Source organism: Acidovorax sp. CCYZU-2555 (assembly GCF_018413525.1).
Taxonomy (GTDB): domain Bacteria; phylum Pseudomonadota; class Gammaproteobacteria; order Burkholderiales; family Burkholderiaceae_C; genus Comamonas.
The window spans coordinates 22557-39687 of sequence record NZ_JAHCDD010000016.1; the positions used below are offsets into that span (position 1 = coordinate 22557).

Genomic DNA, 17131 nt, shown 5'->3' on the forward strand with positions numbered 1-17131 from the left:
CTTGTTTCATTATCTTTTGGACGGATGAATGAACGCGGCGGCTAGGCCTCCGCTGTCAGCAGCAATCGCTTGTCTCTGTCGAAGGAGTTCTTATGATGCCCGTTGACGTTTCCCTGGCGCCGCCAGCTGCAAGCTCACTTGGTGCCTCAACTGCCGAGCCCCTGCAGTTGCATGCTTTTTCCGCCGCACCGGCGCGTCCGAGTGCCCGGGTCTGGCCGGATTTCCTCGTTGGGCAGCTGGACAAGCCGGTGCGCGTGCTGCTGATCGATGACGATGCGCACATCCGCATGGTGATCGCGCAGGAGCTGATGGCCGATGAACGCACCTTGCTGGTCGCACAAGCCAGCAGCATCAAGGAAGGGCGCAAGGCGATACGCCAGCATTCCTTCGATGTGATGCTGGTCGACATGCACCTGGGCGATGGCGAAGGGCTTGAGTTGATCGACTTCATGAAGACCCACCATCCTTCGGCCGAAGCCGTGGTGGTGTCAATCATGGAAAGTGACGATCTCGTGCTGCGCGCGTTCGAGCTCGGCGCCACTGGCTACCTGGTCAAGAATTCCTGGTTCGGCAACTACCCGATGGCCGTGCTGCAGGTCGCCAACGGCGGGGCGTCGATCACGCCCAACCTCGCACGCCGTCTGCTGCAGCGTTTTGACAAAACGGCAGACAAGACTGCCGTCGAGGAAGAGCGCCGGCGCCAGCCCGACGAGGCCGAACGCCTTTCGGCGCGCGAGCGCGAAGTGCTGCGCATGGTCGCCGGGGGCTACACCAGCGTGGAAATCGGCGTGCGGCTGACCATCAGCAGCATGACCGTCAACACCCATATCAAGAACATCTACCGCAAGCTCCAGGTGCGTACACGTGCGCAGGCCGTGCGCTTTGCATCGCTGCGGGGGATGTTCTGATGTGCATGTGCTGAGGCCACGGCAATTGCGGGCAAAACATGTTCGGCCATCGACCCCTGCGCCGTGCCGACCTGGCCGCGCTGCTGGCGCTGGTGGCACTGCTTTTGTGGTGTCTTCCCTTTGGCCTGCTGTGCTGGCTGATGGGCGCTGGCCGATTCCAGCCAAACTCTGATCCCTGGTTTCAGGTTCTGCTGGGCCTGGCCCTGGCGAGCTGGCTGCTGGTCGGCGCCTGGCTGGGCTTGCAGGCCCGGCGTGCCTGGGTCTGGCGCCGCCGGCGCAACCCGCGGCCCTCGCGCGAGATCCAGCAGGAACGCCAGCGCATTGCACGTGCGCTGCACGATGCCGTGGGCTCGCAACTGGTCAACGCGTCCATGCTGCTGGACACCCGCGACACACGCCAAGTCCAGCTGCATGCAGTGCTCGAGCATTGCCTGCTCGATCTGCGGCTGCTGGTAGACAGCATGGACGGTGACCAGAGCATGCTCACCGACCGGTTGGCCATTTTGCGCCACCGCCTGCAGCCGGTGCTGGAGCGCCGCGGCATTCACTGCCAGTGGGATGTTCCCGACAGCCACGCGCCGGGATTGTTCACGGGCGAGCCCGCGCAGCACATTGCCGCCATCGTGCAGGAGGCCTTGAGCAATATGCTGCAGCATGCGCAGGCCACGCAGCTCGAAGTCACGCTGGAGCAGCACGCGGAAGAATGGCATCTGCGCGTGCGCGACGATGGCGTGGGCATTCCCCCGGCGGCGGGCAAGGCGTCGGCAGGCAAAGGTCTGCAGGGCATGGCCCACCGCGCCGCGCGCGCCGGTGCACGTCTGGAGCGCGGCGCGGGAATCAGCGGGCGGGGCGTGTGTGTCCATGTGTACTGGCCTGTGACCGCGGCGCAGCACTGATCTGTGCCGCACGCTGCACTCATCCATCCGCTGCTGAGGGCGTTTCGAGGTCCCGGCTGACAGGCGTGCGCAGTGGTTTGGGATGCAATGGACGCTTGCTGCTTCCCTCTCTCACCCACCGTCCAAGCCATGCCCGAGACTTTCACTGACCCTGCATCGGCTGCTCCATCGGTGCCACGGCCCACCACTGCATCGGCTGCGCCCACGAAAGCTGCGCGTGCCCGCGCCGATGCGCCGGAGATGGCACCCGTCGAATCGCCGGTTCTGGCCCAGCTCGCATCGATGCTGCCGGCCTTGCGCGTGCTCATCGGCTTGTTGATTGCGGCGCTGGTCATTGCAGGCCTGTTTTTCGGCCGCGACCTGCTGGTGCCGCTCGCATTGGCGCTGCTGCTGGGTTTTCTGCTCGATCCCGCCGTGAGCCGGCTCAAGCGCTGGGGGCTGTCGCGCATGGCGGCCACGCTGCTGGTGGTGGCCGTCACGCTGTGCACGCTCGGCGGCATGGGGGCCTATCTGGGCAATCAGGTCAGCCAGTTGAGCGCAGATTTGCCGACCTACCAGAACACCATCCGCACCAAGCTGCGCGATCTGCGCAAGTACATCAGCGGTCCCAGCGTATGGGATGGCGCGCGCAAGACCTACGATACGGTCGAGAAGGAAATCACCAGCCCCAGCAGCCGCACCCCGGCGCCGCGCGTGCAGAAGGTCGAGATCCAGCCGGTGGAGCTCAAGCCCATGGCGCAGTTCACGGCCTGGCTCGACAGGGTCAGCGAACCGGTGCTGATGGCCGGCATCGTGCTGCTGTTCGTGGTGCTTATCCTGCTCGATCGCGATGATCTGCGCGACCGCCTGGTGCGGCTGATGGGCGGCAACCTGCATCTGGCGACCAATGCGCTGGATGAAGCGTCCGAGCGCATAGGCCGCTATCTGCGCATGCAGTTCATCGTCAATGCCAGCTATGGGCTGCCGATGGCCGCGGGGCTGTGGTTCATCGGCGTGCCCGGCGCGATTCTGTGGGGCGTGGTCGCGGCGATCATGCGCTTCGTGCCTTACGTCGGGCCCATGGTGTCGGCGGTTTTCCCATTGGCGCTGGCGTTTGCGGTCGATCCCGGATGGAACATGTTCCTCTGGACGCTGTGCCTGATCCTGCTGCTCGAGTTGATCAGCAACAACGTGGTCGAGCCCTGGCTCTACGGCACGAGCACCGGACTGTCGACGCTGTCGATCATTCTCGCGGCCACGTTCTGGACCGCGCTGTGGGGGCCCGTGGGCCTGATCCTGTCGACGCCGCTGACGGTGTGTCTGCTGGTTCTGGGGCGCTACCTGCCGGCGCTGAAATTCATGGAAGTGCTGCTGGGCAACGCGCCCGTGCTGGATGCGCCGCGGCGTCTCTATCAGCGTTTGCTGGGTGGCGATGTCGAGGAGGCCATCGAGCTGTGCACCGACACCGTCGATGCGCTGCTGCCACCCAAGCCTACGCCGGCGCAGGTCAGCGATGGCGTGACCCGGCTGTATGACGATGTGGTGATGCCCGCGCTGCGCGTGGCCACCAGCCACCACACGGGAGCTGCCACGGCCGAGCACCGGCTGCGTCTGGCCCAGGGCATGGAGCTGCTGCTGGCCGAGCTGGCGGAGCAGTATCCCGCGCGCGCGCCGGCCGATGCCGATGCCGCGCCGCGCCCGCGCGTGCACTGCGTGGGCGCGCGCTGGGAAGTCGATGCGCTCGCGGCGTCCGCGATGGCGCATGCTTTGACCCTCAGCGGCCATGCCGCTAGCCATTCGGCGCATGCGCTGAGCGCGCGCATGCAGGCGCCCGACGATGCGAGCTGGGGCGAAGTCGATTTGCTGTGCCTGTCGGTCTTCACGCCACAGCCCGAGGCCCAGGTGCGGCAGATCTGCCGCCGGCTGCACCGGCGCTGGCCCGGGCTGCGCATCGTGCTGGCCTTGTGGAATGCACCGCCCGCGCTGCTCGTCGAAAGCGCCGCGGCCCAGCTGGGCGTGCAGGCGATCACCACCAGCGTGCGCGAATTGCGGCTGCGTGCCGATGCCTTGCTCGCCGCTTCATCCGATGCCGGGCCGCGCGCCGCGCCGGTGGGCGAGGGCGATGCGGCGCGGGTGGCGGCGCTCAATGCCAGCGGCTGGCTCGATACCAGCCATACGGAAACCATTCATGACATGGTGGTGCACGCGGCCAATGCGTTCCATGTGCCTTTTGCCCAGGTCTCGCTGGTGGACTCCGACTGGGTGCATACGCCGGGCACGCTGCTGACCTCGACACGCGACAGCACGCACAGCGGCGGCCTGGAGCGCGCGCTGTCGGTCTGCTCCTATGTGGTGCATGACGACAATGAGTTGCAGGTGGAAGACATCGCGCGCGATCCGCGCTTTGCCGACAACCCGCTGCTGCAGTCGGCGCGGCTGCGCTTTTATGCCGGCGTGCCGCTGCATGACCGCCACGGCATGGTGTTGGGCAGCTTCTGCATCATGGACACCGTGCCGCGCAGCCTCGCGCCCAACGAGTTCGCGCTGTTGCATGACATGGCGCGGCAGTTGCAGGCCGCGCTCTCGCGCAGCGCCGAAGTGCCGCCGCCGTCGGACGCGGGGCCGGCCGCGCCGGCCGAACCCGCTGACGCGCCTGCACCTGGCCCGCTTCTGGGCCCGGGTGCCGGGCCGGCAATGGTCTGAGCCAGGCGCGTCGCGGCCAGCCACTGTTGCAAAAGGTGGTCAGCGCGGCGTTTTTGCATTCCCTGCGTCTTGATCCTGCAATGGCAAGCCATGCCAGAGGGGCGGCGGCTGCAAAAGCGGCTGCGAAATTGCCTGTGCGGGCCAAGCGATGCCAGCACTGCCAACAGTTGTTCTTTTGGCGCGAGCCTCGGCCCTTCCCATACTGCAAATGACGTCGCTGCTGCTGCCAGCACGCGTTGCGTCACGGGAAGGGACGTGTTTTGTCTGCAAGGAGAACAGTTATGCAACCCAAGATCAGCCATCTCGCAACGGCGCTGGTGGGGGCGGTCGCCGCATTGGCGTCGGTGTCCAGCATGGCGTGCACGCTCGCGCCAGCGAATCCGGTCAGGATCAAGCAGATGATGACCAATGAAGTCGCCTATCGGCTGGGAATGCGGCCCCAGCAGATTCCATTCGATGCGATCACAGAGCCCCGGTTGATCACTCCGCTGGGTCTGGGCGCCGATTGCAGCGGGCTAGGCGCCTATCACCACACAGCGGGTTTCCGGATCTGGCAACCAGGACGCCAGGGCCCTGGTTCCGGTCCTGGACCCAGGCCTGGGCCTGGGCCTGGGCCTGGCCCTGGCCCTGGCCCTGGCCCTGATCCCTGGCCCGGCACCGGGCCCGACGGCGGCCCCCGGCCGGGCTGGCCGCCGGGCGGCGGACCCAGGCCATGGCCCGGTCAGGGCCGCCAATGCGTCTATGAAGGCGTGGTGGTCGTGCTGGGCTATGGCTATTCCAGCCCGGTGTCCGTGAACTTCGAGCGCCGCTGCCGTTGAGCACGGCCAGGCCTGCGCCCGTGGCCGCGCTGCAAGCGGCCACTTCTTCTTCTTGATGGCAAAGGAGAACCCATGCCCATGCATTTGCGTCGTCTAGCCACCGCCATGGTCGGCATCACCGCCTTCACGGCTTCGGCCGTCAGTTTGGCCTGTTCGCTCGTTCCTGCCGATCCGCAGCGCATCACGCAAATGATGCGCAAGGAGATCGCCCACCGCCTGGGCATCGCTCCCATGCGTATTCCGGCCAGCGCCATCTCGCCGCCGCAGTTGCACATGCCGTTTGCGCTGGGCGCGGATTGCAGTGGACTGGGCGCCTTTCACCATAGCGCGGGCTTTCGCTGGGAAGAGACTCTGCGTCCGGGCCCGGGGCCCATGCCCATACCGGAGCGGCCGTCGCTCACCGAGTCCCCCGCGGCCATCGAGCGCATGCCGCCCGGCAGCGCGGCACTGCGGCCCGCCGCGCGGCAATGCATCTATGAAGGTGTCGCGGTGGTGATGGGGTTCGATTACACCAGCCCCGTGGCCGTGCATTTCAGCCGCCGCTGTCGCTGAGGGCCGGGCAACGTTGTCTGCAAGGAGAATCGCGTGCAAACTTCAAGAAAACCGCTGGTGATCGCCGTGCTGGGAAGCGCTGCCGTGACGGTGCCGGCATGCTGCCTGGCCTGCGCCCTGGCGCCCGCCGACCCTTTGCTGCTCAAGCAAATGATGGCCAAGGAAATCGCGTTTCGGCTGGCGATCGATGCCGAGCAGATTTCCTTGAGCGACATAACGCCGCCCAAACTGCACCGACCATTGGAACTGGGCGCCGATTGCAGCGGGCGCGCGGCCTTGCATCACAGTTCGGGCTTCAGAATTGTCGTGGCGCAGCAGCAGCATGCCTTTGCCACCATGGGCAAACCGCATACGGCAGCGGGCGCCGGTGCCCGGTATCGAGGTCGTGTGTCTTCGGGTTTCTATTCGGGCCGGGACTGGGCCGGAGTGCGGCGCAACTTCTGGCGTGCGCCCAAGGCGCAGCGAACGCCCGATGCGAACTATTCGGGTTATGAACGCTGGCCGCAGTACCCTATGGAGAAGGATGTCGCGCCCGCCAATCCGGCCATGCAGCCGGCGCAGCGCTGGCGGCAGTATCCGCACGAGTCGCAGGTCACGTGGCAAGAAACGCCGCAGCCTCCCGTGCGTTGGTCAACCATGGGTGTGGCGCCCGCCAAGCCTGCCGTGCAGGGCCTGTGCCGCTATGAGGGCGTGGCCGTGGTGCTGGGCTATGACGCTTCCAGTCCGGTGGCGGTGAACTTCCAGCAGCACTGCGATTGACGGTGGCGCGCGCGCCTGTACAGCGACCGGCGTGCAGCGCTGTGCCCATCGAGACGCGAATGGGGCGCGGCTTGCGGCATGATGGCGGCTGCCGGTGTCGGCTTATCCCTTGTTTGTACAATCTGCTGTGCTTGCCTTCGGTGGGTACCGCCTGGAGGCCTGCAGCACTGTGCCCTGCTTACCGTGAATGCTCCCCAAAATTTGTTGACCGCGCAGATGCGCGATGTGATTCGCCGCATGGAGCGGGCCGGGCGCCCGCCGTTGCACAGCCTGTCGCCGCAAGCCGCACGCGCCGCCTATGCCGCGGGCTCGGGCGTGCTCGAAATCGCCAAGCCCGCGCTGGCGCGCGTCGAAGACCTGCAGGTGCCCACGCGCGACGGCCATGGCATGCTCGCGCGACTGTATGCGCCCGCAGCGGCCGAGGCCGGCCCCTTGCCCGTGCTGCTGTATCTGCACGGCGGTGGCTTCACCATAGGCAGCGTGGAAACCCACGATGTGCTGTGCCGCGAACTCGCGCGCCTGGCGGGCTGCATGGTGGTGTCGCTGGACTACCGGCTCGCGCCCGAGCACCGCTTTCCCACGGCCAGCAACGATGCCTGGGATGCCTTGCAATGGCTGGCGCATAACGCCCAGGCGCTGGGCGCCGATCCCGCGCGCCTGGCTGTCGGCGGCGACAGCGCGGGCGGCACGCTGGCCGCGGTGAACGCCATTTTGGCGCGCGATGCAGGCCTCACGCTGGCCTTGCAGTTGCTGATCTACCCGGGCACGACCGCCCACCAGGACACCGATTCCCACCGCCGCTTCGCGCACGGCATGGTGCTCGAGGAGGCCAGCATCACCTGGTTCTTCGGCAACTATGTGCGCAGCCCCGCGGACCGCGACGACTGGCGCTTCGCGCCGCTCAATGCCCACGACCTCGAAGGCGTGGCGCCGGCCTTCGTGTGCCTGGCCGAATGCGATCCGCTGGTCGATGAAGGCGTGGCCTATGCCGACAAGCTGCGCGCGTCGGGCGTGGCCGTGGACCTCGAAATCTACCGCGGCGTGACCCACGAATTCATCAAGATGGGCCGCGCGATTGCCCAAGCGCGCCAGGCCCATGCAGACTGCGCGCGCGCGCTGCGTTTGGCATTTGGACTGGAGAACTGAGCTATGTTGCACCGAGAATCGTTTCGCTGTTTTCACCGCCTGCGCGTGCGCTGGGCTGAAGTGGATGCGCAAAAAATCGTCTTCAATGCCCATTACATGATGTATGCCGACACGGCCATCAGCGAGTACTGGCGTGCATTGGCCTTGCCCTACGAGAGCGGCTTTGCCAAGCTGGGCGGCGAACTCTATGTCAAGAAAGCCACGGTCGAATACCACGCGTCGGCGCGCTACGGCGATGTGCTCGACGTGGGCGTGCGCTGCGCCGCCATCGGCAATTCGTCGCTGCGCTTCGAGATCGGCATCTTCAGCGGCGCGGCGCTGCTTTCCAGCGTCGAGCTGGTCTATGTGTTCGCCGACCCGGCGACGCAGAAGTCCCAGCCCGTGCCCGCTGCGCTGCGCTCGCTGATCGACGATTTCGAAGCCGGCCGCGCGTTCACCGAACTGCGTTCGGGCGACTGGAATCTGCTGGGCCGCGAAGCGCTGCGCCTGCGCACCGACGTGTTCGTGCGCGAGCAGCAGATCGATGTCGCGCTCGAAGTCGACGGCCGCGACGAAGCCGCACGCCATGTGGTCGTCTACAACCGCCTGGAGCAGGCCGTGGCCACGGGCCGGCTGATCACCGAGTCGCCGGGCGTGGGCCGCATAGGCCGTCTGGCCGTGGACCGCGATCTGCGCGGCAGCCGCCTGGGCCGCCAGGTGCTGGACGCGCTGGTCGCGGCCTCGCAGGCGCGTGGCGACCGCGAAGTGCAATTGCACGCGCAGCGCAGCGCCGAAGGCTTCTACCTGCGCGCGGGCTTCAGCGTGCAGGGCGAGCCCTACGACGAAGCGGGCATAGAGCACATCACCATGGTGCGCGGTTTCTGAAGCCCGTACTCCTTCACCTTACCTGGGCCATTCCATGCGCAATTCATTGGCTTTGAGCGCCGCCCTGGTGCTGGGTCTGCCTCAGGTCCAGGCCCAGCCGAACGCCGCGGCAACGGCGGCCGCGGTTTCCACGCCGCTGCACCAGGCGGCGGGGCGCGATGACGCGCCCGCCATCTGGCAGTTGCTGGCCCAGGGCGCGGCCATCGATGCGCGCGATGCCCAGGGCCGCACGCCTTTGCTGGTCGCCACCCACGGCAACCATATCCAGGCGGCGCGGGCGCTGATCGGCGCGGGTGCCGATGTGAATGCCAAGGACCAGATTCAGGACAGCCCTTATCTGTATGCGGGCGCGCGCGGCCATCTCGAGATTCTGACGATGACGCTGGCCCAGGGCGCCGATCTGCGCAGCACCAACCGCTATGGCGGCACGGCGCTGATTCCGGCGAGCGAGCGCGGCCATGTCGAAACCGTGCGCCGGCTGATCAACGCCGGTGTGGCCGTGGACCATGTGAACCGGCTGGGCTGGACGGCGCTGCTCGAAGCCATCATCCTGAGCGACGGCGGGCCGCGCCACCAGCAGATTGTTCAGGCCTTGATCGACGCCGGGGCGAACGTGCAGCTCGCGGACGCCGAAGGCGTCACGCCGCTGCAGCATGCGGTGCAGCGCGGACACACCGAGACCGAAAGCATTCTGCGCGCGGCGGGCGCGCGCTGAGCGTCAGGGGCTTGCGGCCTCAGATATCGTCGAGCAGCGCGTAGGGCAGGGGCTGGATCGCCAGCGCCGGTCCGCTGGCGCTGCCGGCGTGCAGGGCTTCGCCGGCCGATGCGATCTGAATCGATACCAGTGCGAGCCAGCCGCCTTCAGGCGCGGGCGCGGCCTGCACCACGGTGCCCGTGGGCTGCTCGGCGTCGCTGGCCGCGAACACTTCCATGCCCGCTTCGAGCGCTGCATCGGCCTGCACGATATAGGCGCGGCGCTTGAGCGTGCCGCGAAACTGGCTGCGCGCGACGATTTCCTGGCCCGGGTAGCAGCCCTTCTTGAAGTTCACGCCGCCCAGCGATTCGTAGTTGAGCATCTGCGGCACGAACAGCTCGAACAGCGGCGCCGTGAGCGTGGCCACACCGCTTTGCACTTCGCTCCACAGCCAGATGTCGGCGGGCAGCGCGGCTGCCTGGGGCAGGGCCGTGCCCACGGGCGCGATCCACAGCGCGCGCGGCTGGCCGGCCGCGGGGTAGAGGTGCACTAGCTGGGCTTCGCCCAGGTCCTGCTTGTCCCAGGGCGCGGCCTGGGCCTGGCCCGACGTCGCGGCCACGGCGTCGCCTATTAGGCCGTACAGCGTGAATTCGGCCGTCGCGTCGCTGAGCTTGGCCTTGGCGCGCATCACGAACATCGACAGGCGCTTGAGCGTGGTGGCCAGCAGATCCTGGCTGCAGATGAGCAGGATTTCGGTGGCGCTGCGCTTGAATCCGATGAAGCTGGCCTGCATTCTGCCCTTGGCCGAGAGGAACGCGGCCAGGCGTGCATGCTGCAGGTCGAGCAGCGCGAAGTCTTGCGTGAGCTGGTTGTGCAGAAAGCTGGCGGCGTCTTCGCCCTGCACGCGAATCACGCCGAGGTGGGAAATGGGGGCAATGCCATGAAAGGACTGGGTCATGGGTGAATTATGATGCCCGGTCACTTTCATGGGACGGTAAAGGTTGTGCGTAGATTCTTTCAAGGACTGCTTTTTCTGCTGTTGATGGCGCTGGTCGCCGGGGGCGCGGCTGCCTGGTGGCTGCTGCAGCCGCTGGCGCAGAGCGCGCCGTCGCTCGAGCTCGAGATCGAGCCGGGCACGACACCACGCGGTGTCGCACGCAATGTGGTCCAGGCGGGCGTGCAGACCGATGCGCGGCTGCTTTACGCCTGGTTTCGCCTGTCGGGCAAGGACCGGCTGATCAAGGCCGGCAACTATGAGATTCCCGCAGGCACGACGCCCTACCAGCTGCTGCAGAAGCTCGCGCGCGGCGAAGAGTCGCTGCGTGCGCTGACATTGGTCGAAGGCTGGAACTGGCGCCAGGTGCGCGCCGCGCTGGCGCGCGAGGAATTCCTGCGCCAGGACAGCGCGGCTTTGAGCGACGAAGCGCTGATGGCTGCGCTGGACAAACCCGGCGTCGCGCCCGAAGGCCGGTTCTTTCCCGACACCTATACCTATGCCAAGGGCAGCAGCGACCTGGCCGTGCTGCGCCGCGCGGTGCACGCGATGGACCGGCGCATGGCGCAGGTTTGGGAAATGCGCTCCGCCGACCTGCCTCTGCGCTCGCCCGACGACGCACTGGTGCTGGCCAGCATCATCGAGAAGGAAACCGGGCGCGCGAGCGACCGTGCGCAGATTTCGGGCGTGTTTATCAACCGTTTGCGCATAGGCATGCCGCTGCAGACCGACCCGACGGTGATCTATGGCCTGGGCGAAGCCTTCGACGGCAATCTGCGCCGCAGCCACCTGCGCGCCGATACACCCTGGAACACCTACACCCGCAACGGCCTGCCGCCCACGCCCATTGCCATGCCCGGCAAGGCGTCGATGATGGCCGCCGTGCAGCCCGCGACCACGCCGGCGCTGTATTTTGTTGCAAAGGGCGATGGCAGCAGCCACTTCAGTGCTTCGCTCGACGAGCACAATAGGGCTGTGAACCGTTACCAGCGCGGACGCTGACCCAGCGACCGCCGCATTGAGGATTTTTGACGATGAGCCGTACCGGCCTGTTTATTTCATTTGAAGGCATCGATGGCGCGGGCAAGTCCTCGCACATCAGCGGCCTGGCCGCGGCATTCACTGCCCAGGGCCGGCGCGTGGTGCTCACGCGCGAGCCCGGCGGCACGCCGCTGGCCGAGAAGCTGCGCGTGCTGCTGCTCAATGACGCCATGGACCCGCTGACCGAAGCGCTGCTGGCGTTTGCGGGCCGGCGCGATCATTTGGTGCAGGTGATAGAGCCCGCGCTGGCGCGCGGCGATGTCGTGCTCTGCGACCGCTTCACCGACGCCACCTTCGCGTATCAGGGCGCGGGCCGGGGCTTCGATCTGGCGCCGCTGGCCCAGCTCGAGCGCCTGGTGCAGACCGGCGTCGCGCCCGATCCGCTGCAACTGCGCGAGCCCGATCTCACGGTCTGGTTCGATCTGCCGCCCGAAGTCGCGGCCGAACGCCTCGCGCATGCGCGCGTTCCCGACCGCTTCGAAGCCCAGCCGCTCGAGTTCTTCCGCCGTGTCGCCCAAGGCTATGCCGACCGCGCCGCGGCCGCGCCGCAGCGCTTTGCGCGCATCGATGCCAACCACGAGCGCGCGCTGGTCTGGGGCCAACTGCAGGCCGCGTTCGCGGGCCGTGGCTGGCTGCCGGCCGCGCCCGCCGACCAGGACAGCGCATGAGCGCCGCCGAGCGCGCCGTGGTCGCGCCCTGGATCGCGGCCCAGCGCCAGGCGCTGCTGGCCCAGCGCGGCCATGCCTGGCTGCTGCAGGGGCCTTCGGGCCTGGGTCAATACGCCCTGGGACTGGAAATGGTCCGCGCCTGGCTTTGCGAGGCGGTCGTCGACGGCCAGGCTTGCGGCCAATGCCGCAGCTGCCATGCGATCGACGTGCGTGCCCATGCTGACCTGTGCGTGCTGATGCCCGAGACCCATATGCTGGCGCTGGGCTGGCCGCTGTCGGAAAAGGCCCAGGCCGATATCGACGACAAGAAGCGCAAGGCCAGCCGCGAAATCCGTGTCGACGCGATGCGCGACGCCGTCGAGTTCACGCAGCGCACCAGCGCGCGCGGGCGCGGCAAGGCGGTGCTGGTCTATCCAGCCGAGCAGATGAATGCGATCACGGCCAATGCCTTGCTCAAGACGCTTGAAGAGCCGCCCGGCGACGTGCGCTTCGTGCTGGCCAGCGAATCCGCCCACCAACTGCTGCCTACCATTCGCAGCCGCTGCCTGATCCACACCATGGGCTGGCCCCAGGACGCTGAAATGCTGGACTGGCTGCAAGCCCAGGGCCTGGAGCCCGCGGCCGCGCAGGCGTTTCTCAAGGCCTCGGGCGGGCGCCCCGAAGACGCGCTGGCGCTGGCGCGCAGCGGCAAGCCGGCCCAGGCCTGGACCCATCTTCCGCGGGCGCTGTCGCAGGGCGATGTGTCGGCGTTCGCCGATCTTGCGCCGGCGCAGGTGATAGGCGTGCTGCAGAAGATCTGCCACGACCAACTGGCGCGCGCCAGCGGCGCCGCGCCGCGCTATTTCGCGCCCAATGACCTGCCCGTGCCCGCATCCCTGGCGCTGCTCGCGGCCTGGAGCAAGGAGCTGACGGCCGCGCTGCGCACCGCCGAACACCCCTTCAATGCGGGCCTGATGCTCGAAGCGCTTGTCGCGCGGGGCCGAAGCGTCCTAAACTCCAGGCCATGAGGGCCCGCATTCTGCGGCCCCGAGCAAGCCAATTCCAATAATTCCCATGAGCCAGATCCCCACCACGCCGCGTCCCAGCGTCATGCAGTTGGCCATCAAGGAAAAGGCCGCCCTGTACGCCGCCTATATCCCCATGTTCGCCAGCGGGGGCATTTTCGTGCCCACGCCGCGCGAGTACCGGTTGGGCGACGATGTCTACGTGCTGCTCACGCTGCCCGAAGACACGCAGCGCTACCCGATCGCCGGCAAGGTCGCCTGGGTCACGCCCGCGCGTGCCGCGGGCAACCGTACCCAAGGCATAGGCATACAGTTTCCCCAGGACGAGAAGTCGAACCAGCTCAAAGCCAAGATCGAGCAGATTCTCGGTAACGCGCTGTCCTGGGACAAGGCCACGCAAACGGTGTAGCAGCGTATTGTTGCGGCTGCATGCCGATCCGCGGGCAGCGCGAATGCGCCGCAGTCGTGGATCGGCATTTTTGTTTTGAGAGTTTTTTGATGTTTACCGATTCCCACTGCCATCTGAACTACCCCGCGCTCGCGCAGAATCTGCCGGAAATCCGTGCCGCGATGGCCCAGGCCCAGGTCGACCGCGCGCTGTGCATCTGCACGACCATGGAAGAGTTTCCCGACGTTCATGCGCTTGCCACGGGCTACGACAACTTCTGGTGCACCGTGGGCGTGCACCCCGACACCGAAGACATGACCGAGCCCGGTGTGCAGGACCTGCTGGACCGCGCCGCGCTGCCGCGCGTGGTGGCTATCGGTGAAACCGGCCTCGACTACTATGGCATGGAAGACCGCAAGGGCGGGCGCACGATTGCCGACCTCGAATGGCAGCGCGAACGATTTCGCGTGCACATTCGCGCGGCGCGCGCCTGTCACAAGCCGCTGGTGATCCACACGCGCAGCGCGTCCGACGACACGCTGGGCATTCTGCGCGAGGAAGGCGAAGACGGCTCGGCCGACCAGGCCGGCGGCGTGTTGCACTGCTTCACCGAAACCGCCGAAGTCGCGCGCGCGGCGCTGGACCTCGGGTACTACATCTCGTTTTCGGGCATCGTGACGTTCAAGAACGCGCAGCATCTGCGCGACGTCGCGGCCTTCGTGCCGCTGGACCGCATGCTGATCGAGACCGACAGCCCCTATCTCGCCCCCATGCCTTACCGCGGCAAGACCAACAGCCCGGCCTATGTGCCTTACGTTGCCAAGCAGATCGCGGCCGTGCGCGGCATGCCGGTCGAAGAGATCGCGGCGCTGACCAGCGCCAACTTCGACGCCTTGTTCAAGGGAGTGGTTTCATGACCCGACTGCACACCCGCCGCATCTGGCTGCAAACCGTGGGCGCCGCCAGCGCCCTGGGCCTTGCGGGCCTGGCCCGGGCCGACGCCGCGCTGGACTTCGAGCGCGCGTTGATCCAGGACAACCCCAAGACCATGGTCGACCTGATTTTTCATGGCGCCGACCCAAACACCAAGGATTCGCGCGGCCGCCCCGGCATGGTGGCGGCGCTGCACCGCGATTCGCTGCGCGTGTTCGAAGTGCTGCTGCAGTCGCCCGGCATACGCCTCGATGAAGTCAGCGCCCAGGGCGAAAGCGCGCTGATGATGACCGCCATCAAGGGCCATCTGGCGCTCGCGCGCAAGCTGCTCGAGCGCGGCGCCGCGGTCGACAAAGATGGCTGGACCGCCTTGCACTACGCGGCCTCGGCCGCGCTGCCCGACAGCCTGGCGCTCGTGCAACTGCTGGTGCGCAAGGGCGCCAAGGTCGACGCGCCATCGCCCAACGGCACGACGCCGCTGATGATGGCCGCGCAATACAGCTCGGAAGATGTCGTCGCCCAGCTGCTCAAGTATGGTGCCGATCCGCGCGCGAAGAACCAGCGCGGCTGGACTCCCGTGGACTTCGCGCGCCAGGCCTCGCGCGACTACCTGGTCGAGACCCTGACCCAGGCCCAGAAGCGCCAGCCCAGCGCGGCCCAACCGGCGCGCCGACCGGGTTGGTGAGCGGCGCCAGGCCCTGCAGGTCCATTCCCCGGTCCCTGCCGCAGGCAGCAAGGCAGAGGCCTGCACCGGCTTACGCCTGCGTGTTGCGTGCCTGTGCCCATTCGGCGTACAGGTTGGGTTCGCCCGATGTGCGCACGGGCTGGTGGCATATCGCCATGGACTGCTGGTCGAAGGGCTTGGCGAGGTCCTCGTAGACGGCCGCGGTCGACAGCCCGAACGGCGCGCCGTCTTCGTTGGAGTAGGCATAGGCGACCTTGCGCACGCCGGACATGCGCATCGCGGCCATGCACATGGGGCAGGGATGTCCGCTGGCATAGACGGCGCAGCTGCTCAGGTCGGGCGAGCCGAGCCGGCGGCTGGCGGCGCGCAGCGCCGTCATCTCGGCATGGGCGGTAGGGTCGTTGGTGGCCTGGATTTCGTTGACGCCGGTGGCGATCACCGCGCCATCGCGCACCACGACCGCGCCGAAAGGGCGTCCGCCCTGGGCGATGTTGGCGCGCGCCAGCGCGACGGCTTGCAGCAAGTAATGGTTGTCGTTCGTCATGGGGCGGTTTCCTTGGTGGGCCGGGGACATCGAGAAGTATCTGGAAAACAAATATCAAGATGGTATTTGTCTATTCTCTGCATGTTGTGCCCGCCACATGGCGCATCCTCGCCTGCTGCGCTCCTTTTATTGCCATCGCCGACGCGTGCCGCGTCGGGTTTTCAGTCGGGCGCGATATCCGGCTCGCGGTGCGGCGAGAACGTCGGGTCTGGCGGATCGTCGCCGTCGGCAGGCTTGGTGTCGTCGGGCGTGAGCGGTTCCTGTTCGGGGTAGGGCTTGCCCACGGGGTCCATATCCTCGTCTTCTGGCAGCGATGCTGGCGGCTTGTTCATGTCCCGGTCCTTTGCGTTGGTGTTCCCAGCGTGGGGCAAGACGGCCTTGGCATTTGTAGGAGCGCTGCGCCGATTCACGCCACCGCGGTTCACTCCCCTGGACGCTCCGGGTCCAGGTACTCGATGAAGAAACGCATCGCGGGAATGCCGTCCTGGCCGCCCAGCGGCATGCTCTCTGATAGCGGCCCGGGTTCTGCAACCACTTGGTAGCTGCTCAGGCCTGCCTGCTGCGCATGGGCATGGGCTTCTTCTTCCGACTTGAACGATTCGCTGCGTGGCATGTGCGTACTCCTTGGGTGTTGCGCACAGCATGCAGAAATGAGAGCGGGGATGCAAGCCGCCGCATAAAGAAATGAGATTTCTGTATTTGGCGTGCCTAGGTGTAAACGATAGGATTTGTCGATAGATCCTATCGCTTCCTATGAATAAACGTAATCTCTTCAAATCGACCGTGGCTTTGGCCGCCTGCGCACTGTTCTCGGCAACGGCCTTCAGCCAGAGCGCGGAAATCAAAGTGGGCGTCACCGCTGGCCCGCATGCGCAGATCCTGGAAGCCGTGAAGGCCGCGGCCAAGAAGAACGGCCTGAACATCAAGATCGTCGAATTCAGCGATTTCATCCAGCCGAACGCCGCGCTGGCATCGGGCGAGCTGCAGGCCAATGCCTACCAGCACGCGCCGTATTTCACCCAGCAGGTCAAGGACCGCAACTATGCGCTGTCGGCCGTGGGCAATACCGTGATCCTGCCGATCGCGCTGTATTCCAAGAAGATCAAGAGCCTGGACGCACTCAAGGTCGGTGCCCAGATCGGCGTGCCCAACGACCCCACCAATGGCGGGCGCGCCTTGCTGCTGCTGCAGCAACAGGGCCTGATCAAGCTCAAGCCCGGCGTGGACATCAAGGCGACGCCGCTGGACATCGTCGAGAACCCCAAGAAGCTGCGCATCCGTGAACTCGACGCCGCTCAATTGGTGCATGCGCTCAACGACCTCGACGGCGCGGTCATCAACACCAGCTACGCGATCGCCGCCAAGCTCAATCCGACCAAGGATTCGATTGCGCGCGAATCCACCGATTCTCCCTATACCAACCTGATCGCCGTGCAGACCAAGGACAAGGACAAGCCCTGGGTCAAGGAATTGATCAAGGCCTACCAGTCCGAAGACGTGCGCAAGTTCGTCGAGGCCGAGTTCCAGGGCTCCATCGTTCCCGCCTTCTGATTTA

19 protein-coding genes are annotated in these 17131 nt (G+C 66.6%); 15 read left to right on the plus strand and 4 right to left on the minus strand.

The annotated features are described in order from the left end of the window. Window positions 1-113 precede the first annotated feature (113 nt). From KHY18_RS07860 to KHY18_RS07895, 8 genes are all read left to right on the plus strand, one after another. Window positions 114-908: a LuxR C-terminal-related transcriptional regulator gene (locus KHY18_RS07860; RefSeq protein ID WP_502768517.1), complete on the plus strand. Its 795-nt coding sequence runs from the start codon at window positions 114-116 to the stop codon at window positions 906-908. 38 nt (window positions 909-946) lie between these two features. Further along, the gene (locus KHY18_RS07865; RefSeq protein ID WP_213297487.1) at window positions 947-1804 is read left to right on the plus strand and encodes a sensor histidine kinase; all 858 of its coding nucleotides are present in this window, start codon (window positions 947-949) and stop codon (window positions 1802-1804) included. A gap of 240 nt (window positions 1805-2044) precedes the next feature. Continuing rightward, window positions 2045-4486 carry an AI-2E family transporter gene (locus tag KHY18_RS07870; RefSeq protein ID WP_249728986.1) on the plus strand — a complete coding sequence of 814 codons (2442 nt, stop codon included), beginning with the start codon at window positions 2045-2047 and terminating at the stop codon, window positions 4484-4486. Between the two features lie 890 nt (window positions 4487-5376). Then, window positions 5377-5856, plus strand: a complete 480-nt coding sequence (locus KHY18_RS07875) for a hypothetical protein (protein ID WP_213297491.1) — start codon at window positions 5377-5379, stop codon at window positions 5854-5856. A gap of 57 nt (window positions 5857-5913) precedes the next feature. Then, the gene (locus KHY18_RS07880) at window positions 5914-6615 is read left to right on the plus strand and encodes a hypothetical protein (protein ID WP_213297499.1); all 702 of its coding nucleotides are present in this window, start codon (window positions 5914-5916) and stop codon (window positions 6613-6615) included. Between the two features lie 216 nt (window positions 6616-6831). Further along, a complete protein-coding gene (locus KHY18_RS07885; RefSeq protein WP_213297733.1) occupies window positions 6832-7761 on the plus strand; it encodes an alpha/beta hydrolase in 930 nt (309 codons plus the stop codon). 6 nt (window positions 7762-7767) lie between these two features. Then, window positions 7768-8625 carry a YbgC/FadM family acyl-CoA thioesterase gene (locus KHY18_RS07890; protein WP_213297736.1) on the plus strand — a complete coding sequence of 286 codons (858 nt, stop codon included), beginning with the start codon at window positions 7768-7770 and terminating at the stop codon, window positions 8623-8625. A 34-nt stretch (window positions 8626-8659) separates the two neighbouring features. Then, window positions 8660-9340 carry an ankyrin repeat domain-containing protein gene (locus KHY18_RS07895; protein WP_213297506.1) on the plus strand — a complete coding sequence of 227 codons (681 nt, stop codon included), beginning with the start codon at window positions 8660-8662 and terminating at the stop codon, window positions 9338-9340. Between the two features lie 19 nt (window positions 9341-9359). Here the strand turns inward: KHY18_RS07895 and ygfZ are convergent, their stop codons facing one another. Further along, window positions 9360-10277 carry a CAF17-like 4Fe-4S cluster assembly/insertion protein YgfZ gene (gene ygfZ, locus KHY18_RS07900; RefSeq protein ID WP_213297508.1) on the minus strand — a complete coding sequence of 306 codons (918 nt, stop codon included), beginning with the start codon at window positions 10275-10277 and terminating at the stop codon, window positions 9360-9362. A gap of 9 nt (window positions 10278-10286) precedes the next feature. Between ygfZ and mltG the strand changes: the two genes are divergently transcribed. The 6 genes from mltG to KHY18_RS07930 all read left to right on the plus strand — a co-directional run bounded on the left by mltG (window position 10287) and on the right by KHY18_RS07930 (window position 15032). Then, complete coding sequence (gene mltG / locus KHY18_RS07905; RefSeq protein WP_249728987.1) at window positions 10287-11315, plus strand: endolytic transglycosylase MltG; 1029 nt, start codon at window positions 10287-10289, stop codon at window positions 11313-11315. Window positions 11316-11347: 32 nt separating this feature from the next. Continuing rightward, window positions 11348-12022 carry a dTMP kinase gene (gene tmk / locus KHY18_RS07910; RefSeq protein ID WP_213297512.1) on the plus strand — a complete coding sequence of 225 codons (675 nt, stop codon included), beginning with the start codon at window positions 11348-11350 and terminating at the stop codon, window positions 12020-12022. Next, window positions 12019-13029 (plus strand): DNA polymerase III delta subunit-related protein, encoded by a 1011-nt coding sequence (locus tag KHY18_RS07915; RefSeq protein WP_213297515.1) that lies wholly within the window; start codon window positions 12019-12021, stop codon window positions 13027-13029. The genes tmk and KHY18_RS07915 overlap by 4 nt, the downstream gene beginning before the upstream one ends. Before the next feature lie 46 nt (window positions 13030-13075). Next, window positions 13076-13435 carry a PilZ domain-containing protein gene (locus tag KHY18_RS07920; RefSeq protein WP_213297519.1) on the plus strand — a complete coding sequence of 120 codons (360 nt, stop codon included), beginning with the start codon at window positions 13076-13078 and terminating at the stop codon, window positions 13433-13435. 89 nt (window positions 13436-13524) lie between these two features. Continuing rightward, window positions 13525-14331, plus strand: coding sequence for a TatD family hydrolase (locus KHY18_RS07925; protein ID WP_213297521.1), 807 nt, complete (start codon window positions 13525-13527; stop codon window positions 14329-14331). After that, window positions 14328-15032 carry an ankyrin repeat domain-containing protein gene (locus KHY18_RS07930; RefSeq protein WP_213297523.1) on the plus strand — a complete coding sequence of 235 codons (705 nt, stop codon included), beginning with the start codon at window positions 14328-14330 and terminating at the stop codon, window positions 15030-15032. Before KHY18_RS07925 ends, KHY18_RS07930 begins: the two co-directional genes overlap by 4 nt. Window positions 15033-15102: 70 nt before the next feature. Here the strand turns inward: KHY18_RS07930 and KHY18_RS07935 are convergent, their stop codons facing one another. The 3 genes from KHY18_RS07935 to KHY18_RS07945 form a co-directional block, all read right to left on the minus strand. After that, the gene (locus KHY18_RS07935; RefSeq protein WP_213297525.1) at window positions 15103-15576 is read right to left on the minus strand and encodes a nucleoside deaminase; all 474 of its coding nucleotides are present in this window, start codon (window positions 15574-15576) and stop codon (window positions 15103-15105) included. A gap of 161 nt (window positions 15577-15737) precedes the next feature. Next, the gene (locus KHY18_RS07940) at window positions 15738-15908 is read right to left on the minus strand and encodes a hypothetical protein (RefSeq protein WP_213297528.1); all 171 of its coding nucleotides are present in this window, start codon (window positions 15906-15908) and stop codon (window positions 15738-15740) included. An 89-nt stretch (window positions 15909-15997) separates the two neighbouring features. Next, window positions 15998-16189, minus strand: coding sequence for a hypothetical protein (locus tag KHY18_RS07945; protein ID WP_213297530.1), 192 nt, complete (start codon window positions 16187-16189; stop codon window positions 15998-16000). A 140-nt stretch (window positions 16190-16329) separates the two neighbouring features. Between KHY18_RS07945 and KHY18_RS07950 the strand changes: the two genes are divergently transcribed. Then, entirely contained in the window at window positions 16330-17127 is a 798-nt protein-coding gene (locus KHY18_RS07950; protein ID WP_213297534.1) for a MetQ/NlpA family ABC transporter substrate-binding protein, read from the plus strand. The last annotated feature ends 4 nt before the right edge of the window (window positions 17128-17131 follow it).

Bases quoted from the DNA above. Each gene is read 5' to 3' on its own strand.
- KHY18_RS07865 (WP_213297487.1), top strand. From the start codon at position 947: ATGTTCGGCCATCGACCCCTGCGCCGTGCCGACCTGGCCGCGCTGCTG.
- KHY18_RS07870 (WP_249728986.1), top strand. From the start codon at position 2,045: ATGGCACCCGTCGAATCGCCGGTTCTGGCCCAGCTCGCATCGATGCTG.
- KHY18_RS07875 (WP_213297491.1), top strand. From the start codon at position 5,377: ATGCCCATGCATTTGCGTCGTCTAGCCACCGCCATGGTCGGCATCACC.
- KHY18_RS07885 (WP_213297733.1), top strand. From the start codon at position 6,832: ATGCGCGATGTGATTCGCCGCATGGAGCGGGCCGGGCGCCCGCCGTTG.
- KHY18_RS07895 (WP_213297506.1), top strand. From the start codon at position 8,660: ATGCGCAATTCATTGGCTTTGAGCGCCGCCCTGGTGCTGGGTCTGCCT.
- ygfZ (WP_213297508.1), bottom strand. From the start codon at position 10,277: ATGACCCAGTCCTTTCATGGCATTGCCCCCATTTCCCACCTCGGCGTG.
- mltG (WP_249728987.1), top strand. From the start codon at position 10,287: ATGATGCCCGGTCACTTTCATGGGACGGTAAAGGTTGTGCGTAGATTC.
- tmk (WP_213297512.1), top strand. From the start codon at position 11,348: ATGAGCCGTACCGGCCTGTTTATTTCATTTGAAGGCATCGATGGCGCG.
- KHY18_RS07915 (WP_213297515.1), top strand. From the start codon at position 12,019: ATGAGCGCCGCCGAGCGCGCCGTGGTCGCGCCCTGGATCGCGGCCCAG.
- KHY18_RS07920 (WP_213297519.1), top strand. From the start codon at position 13,076: ATGAGCCAGATCCCCACCACGCCGCGTCCCAGCGTCATGCAGTTGGCC.
- KHY18_RS07925 (WP_213297521.1), top strand. From the start codon at position 13,525: ATGTTTACCGATTCCCACTGCCATCTGAACTACCCCGCGCTCGCGCAG.
- KHY18_RS07930 (WP_213297523.1), top strand. From the start codon at position 14,328: ATGACCCGACTGCACACCCGCCGCATCTGGCTGCAAACCGTGGGCGCC.
- KHY18_RS07935 (WP_213297525.1), bottom strand. From the start codon at position 15,576: ATGACGAACGACAACCATTACTTGCTGCAAGCCGTCGCGCTGGCGCGC.
- KHY18_RS07940 (WP_213297528.1), bottom strand. From the start codon at position 15,908: ATGAACAAGCCGCCAGCATCGCTGCCAGAAGACGAGGATATGGACCCC.
- KHY18_RS07945 (WP_213297530.1), bottom strand. From the start codon at position 16,189: ATGCCACGCAGCGAATCGTTCAAGTCGGAAGAAGAAGCCCATGCCCAT.
- KHY18_RS07950 (WP_213297534.1), top strand. From the start codon at position 16,330: ATGAATAAACGTAATCTCTTCAAATCGACCGTGGCTTTGGCCGCCTGC.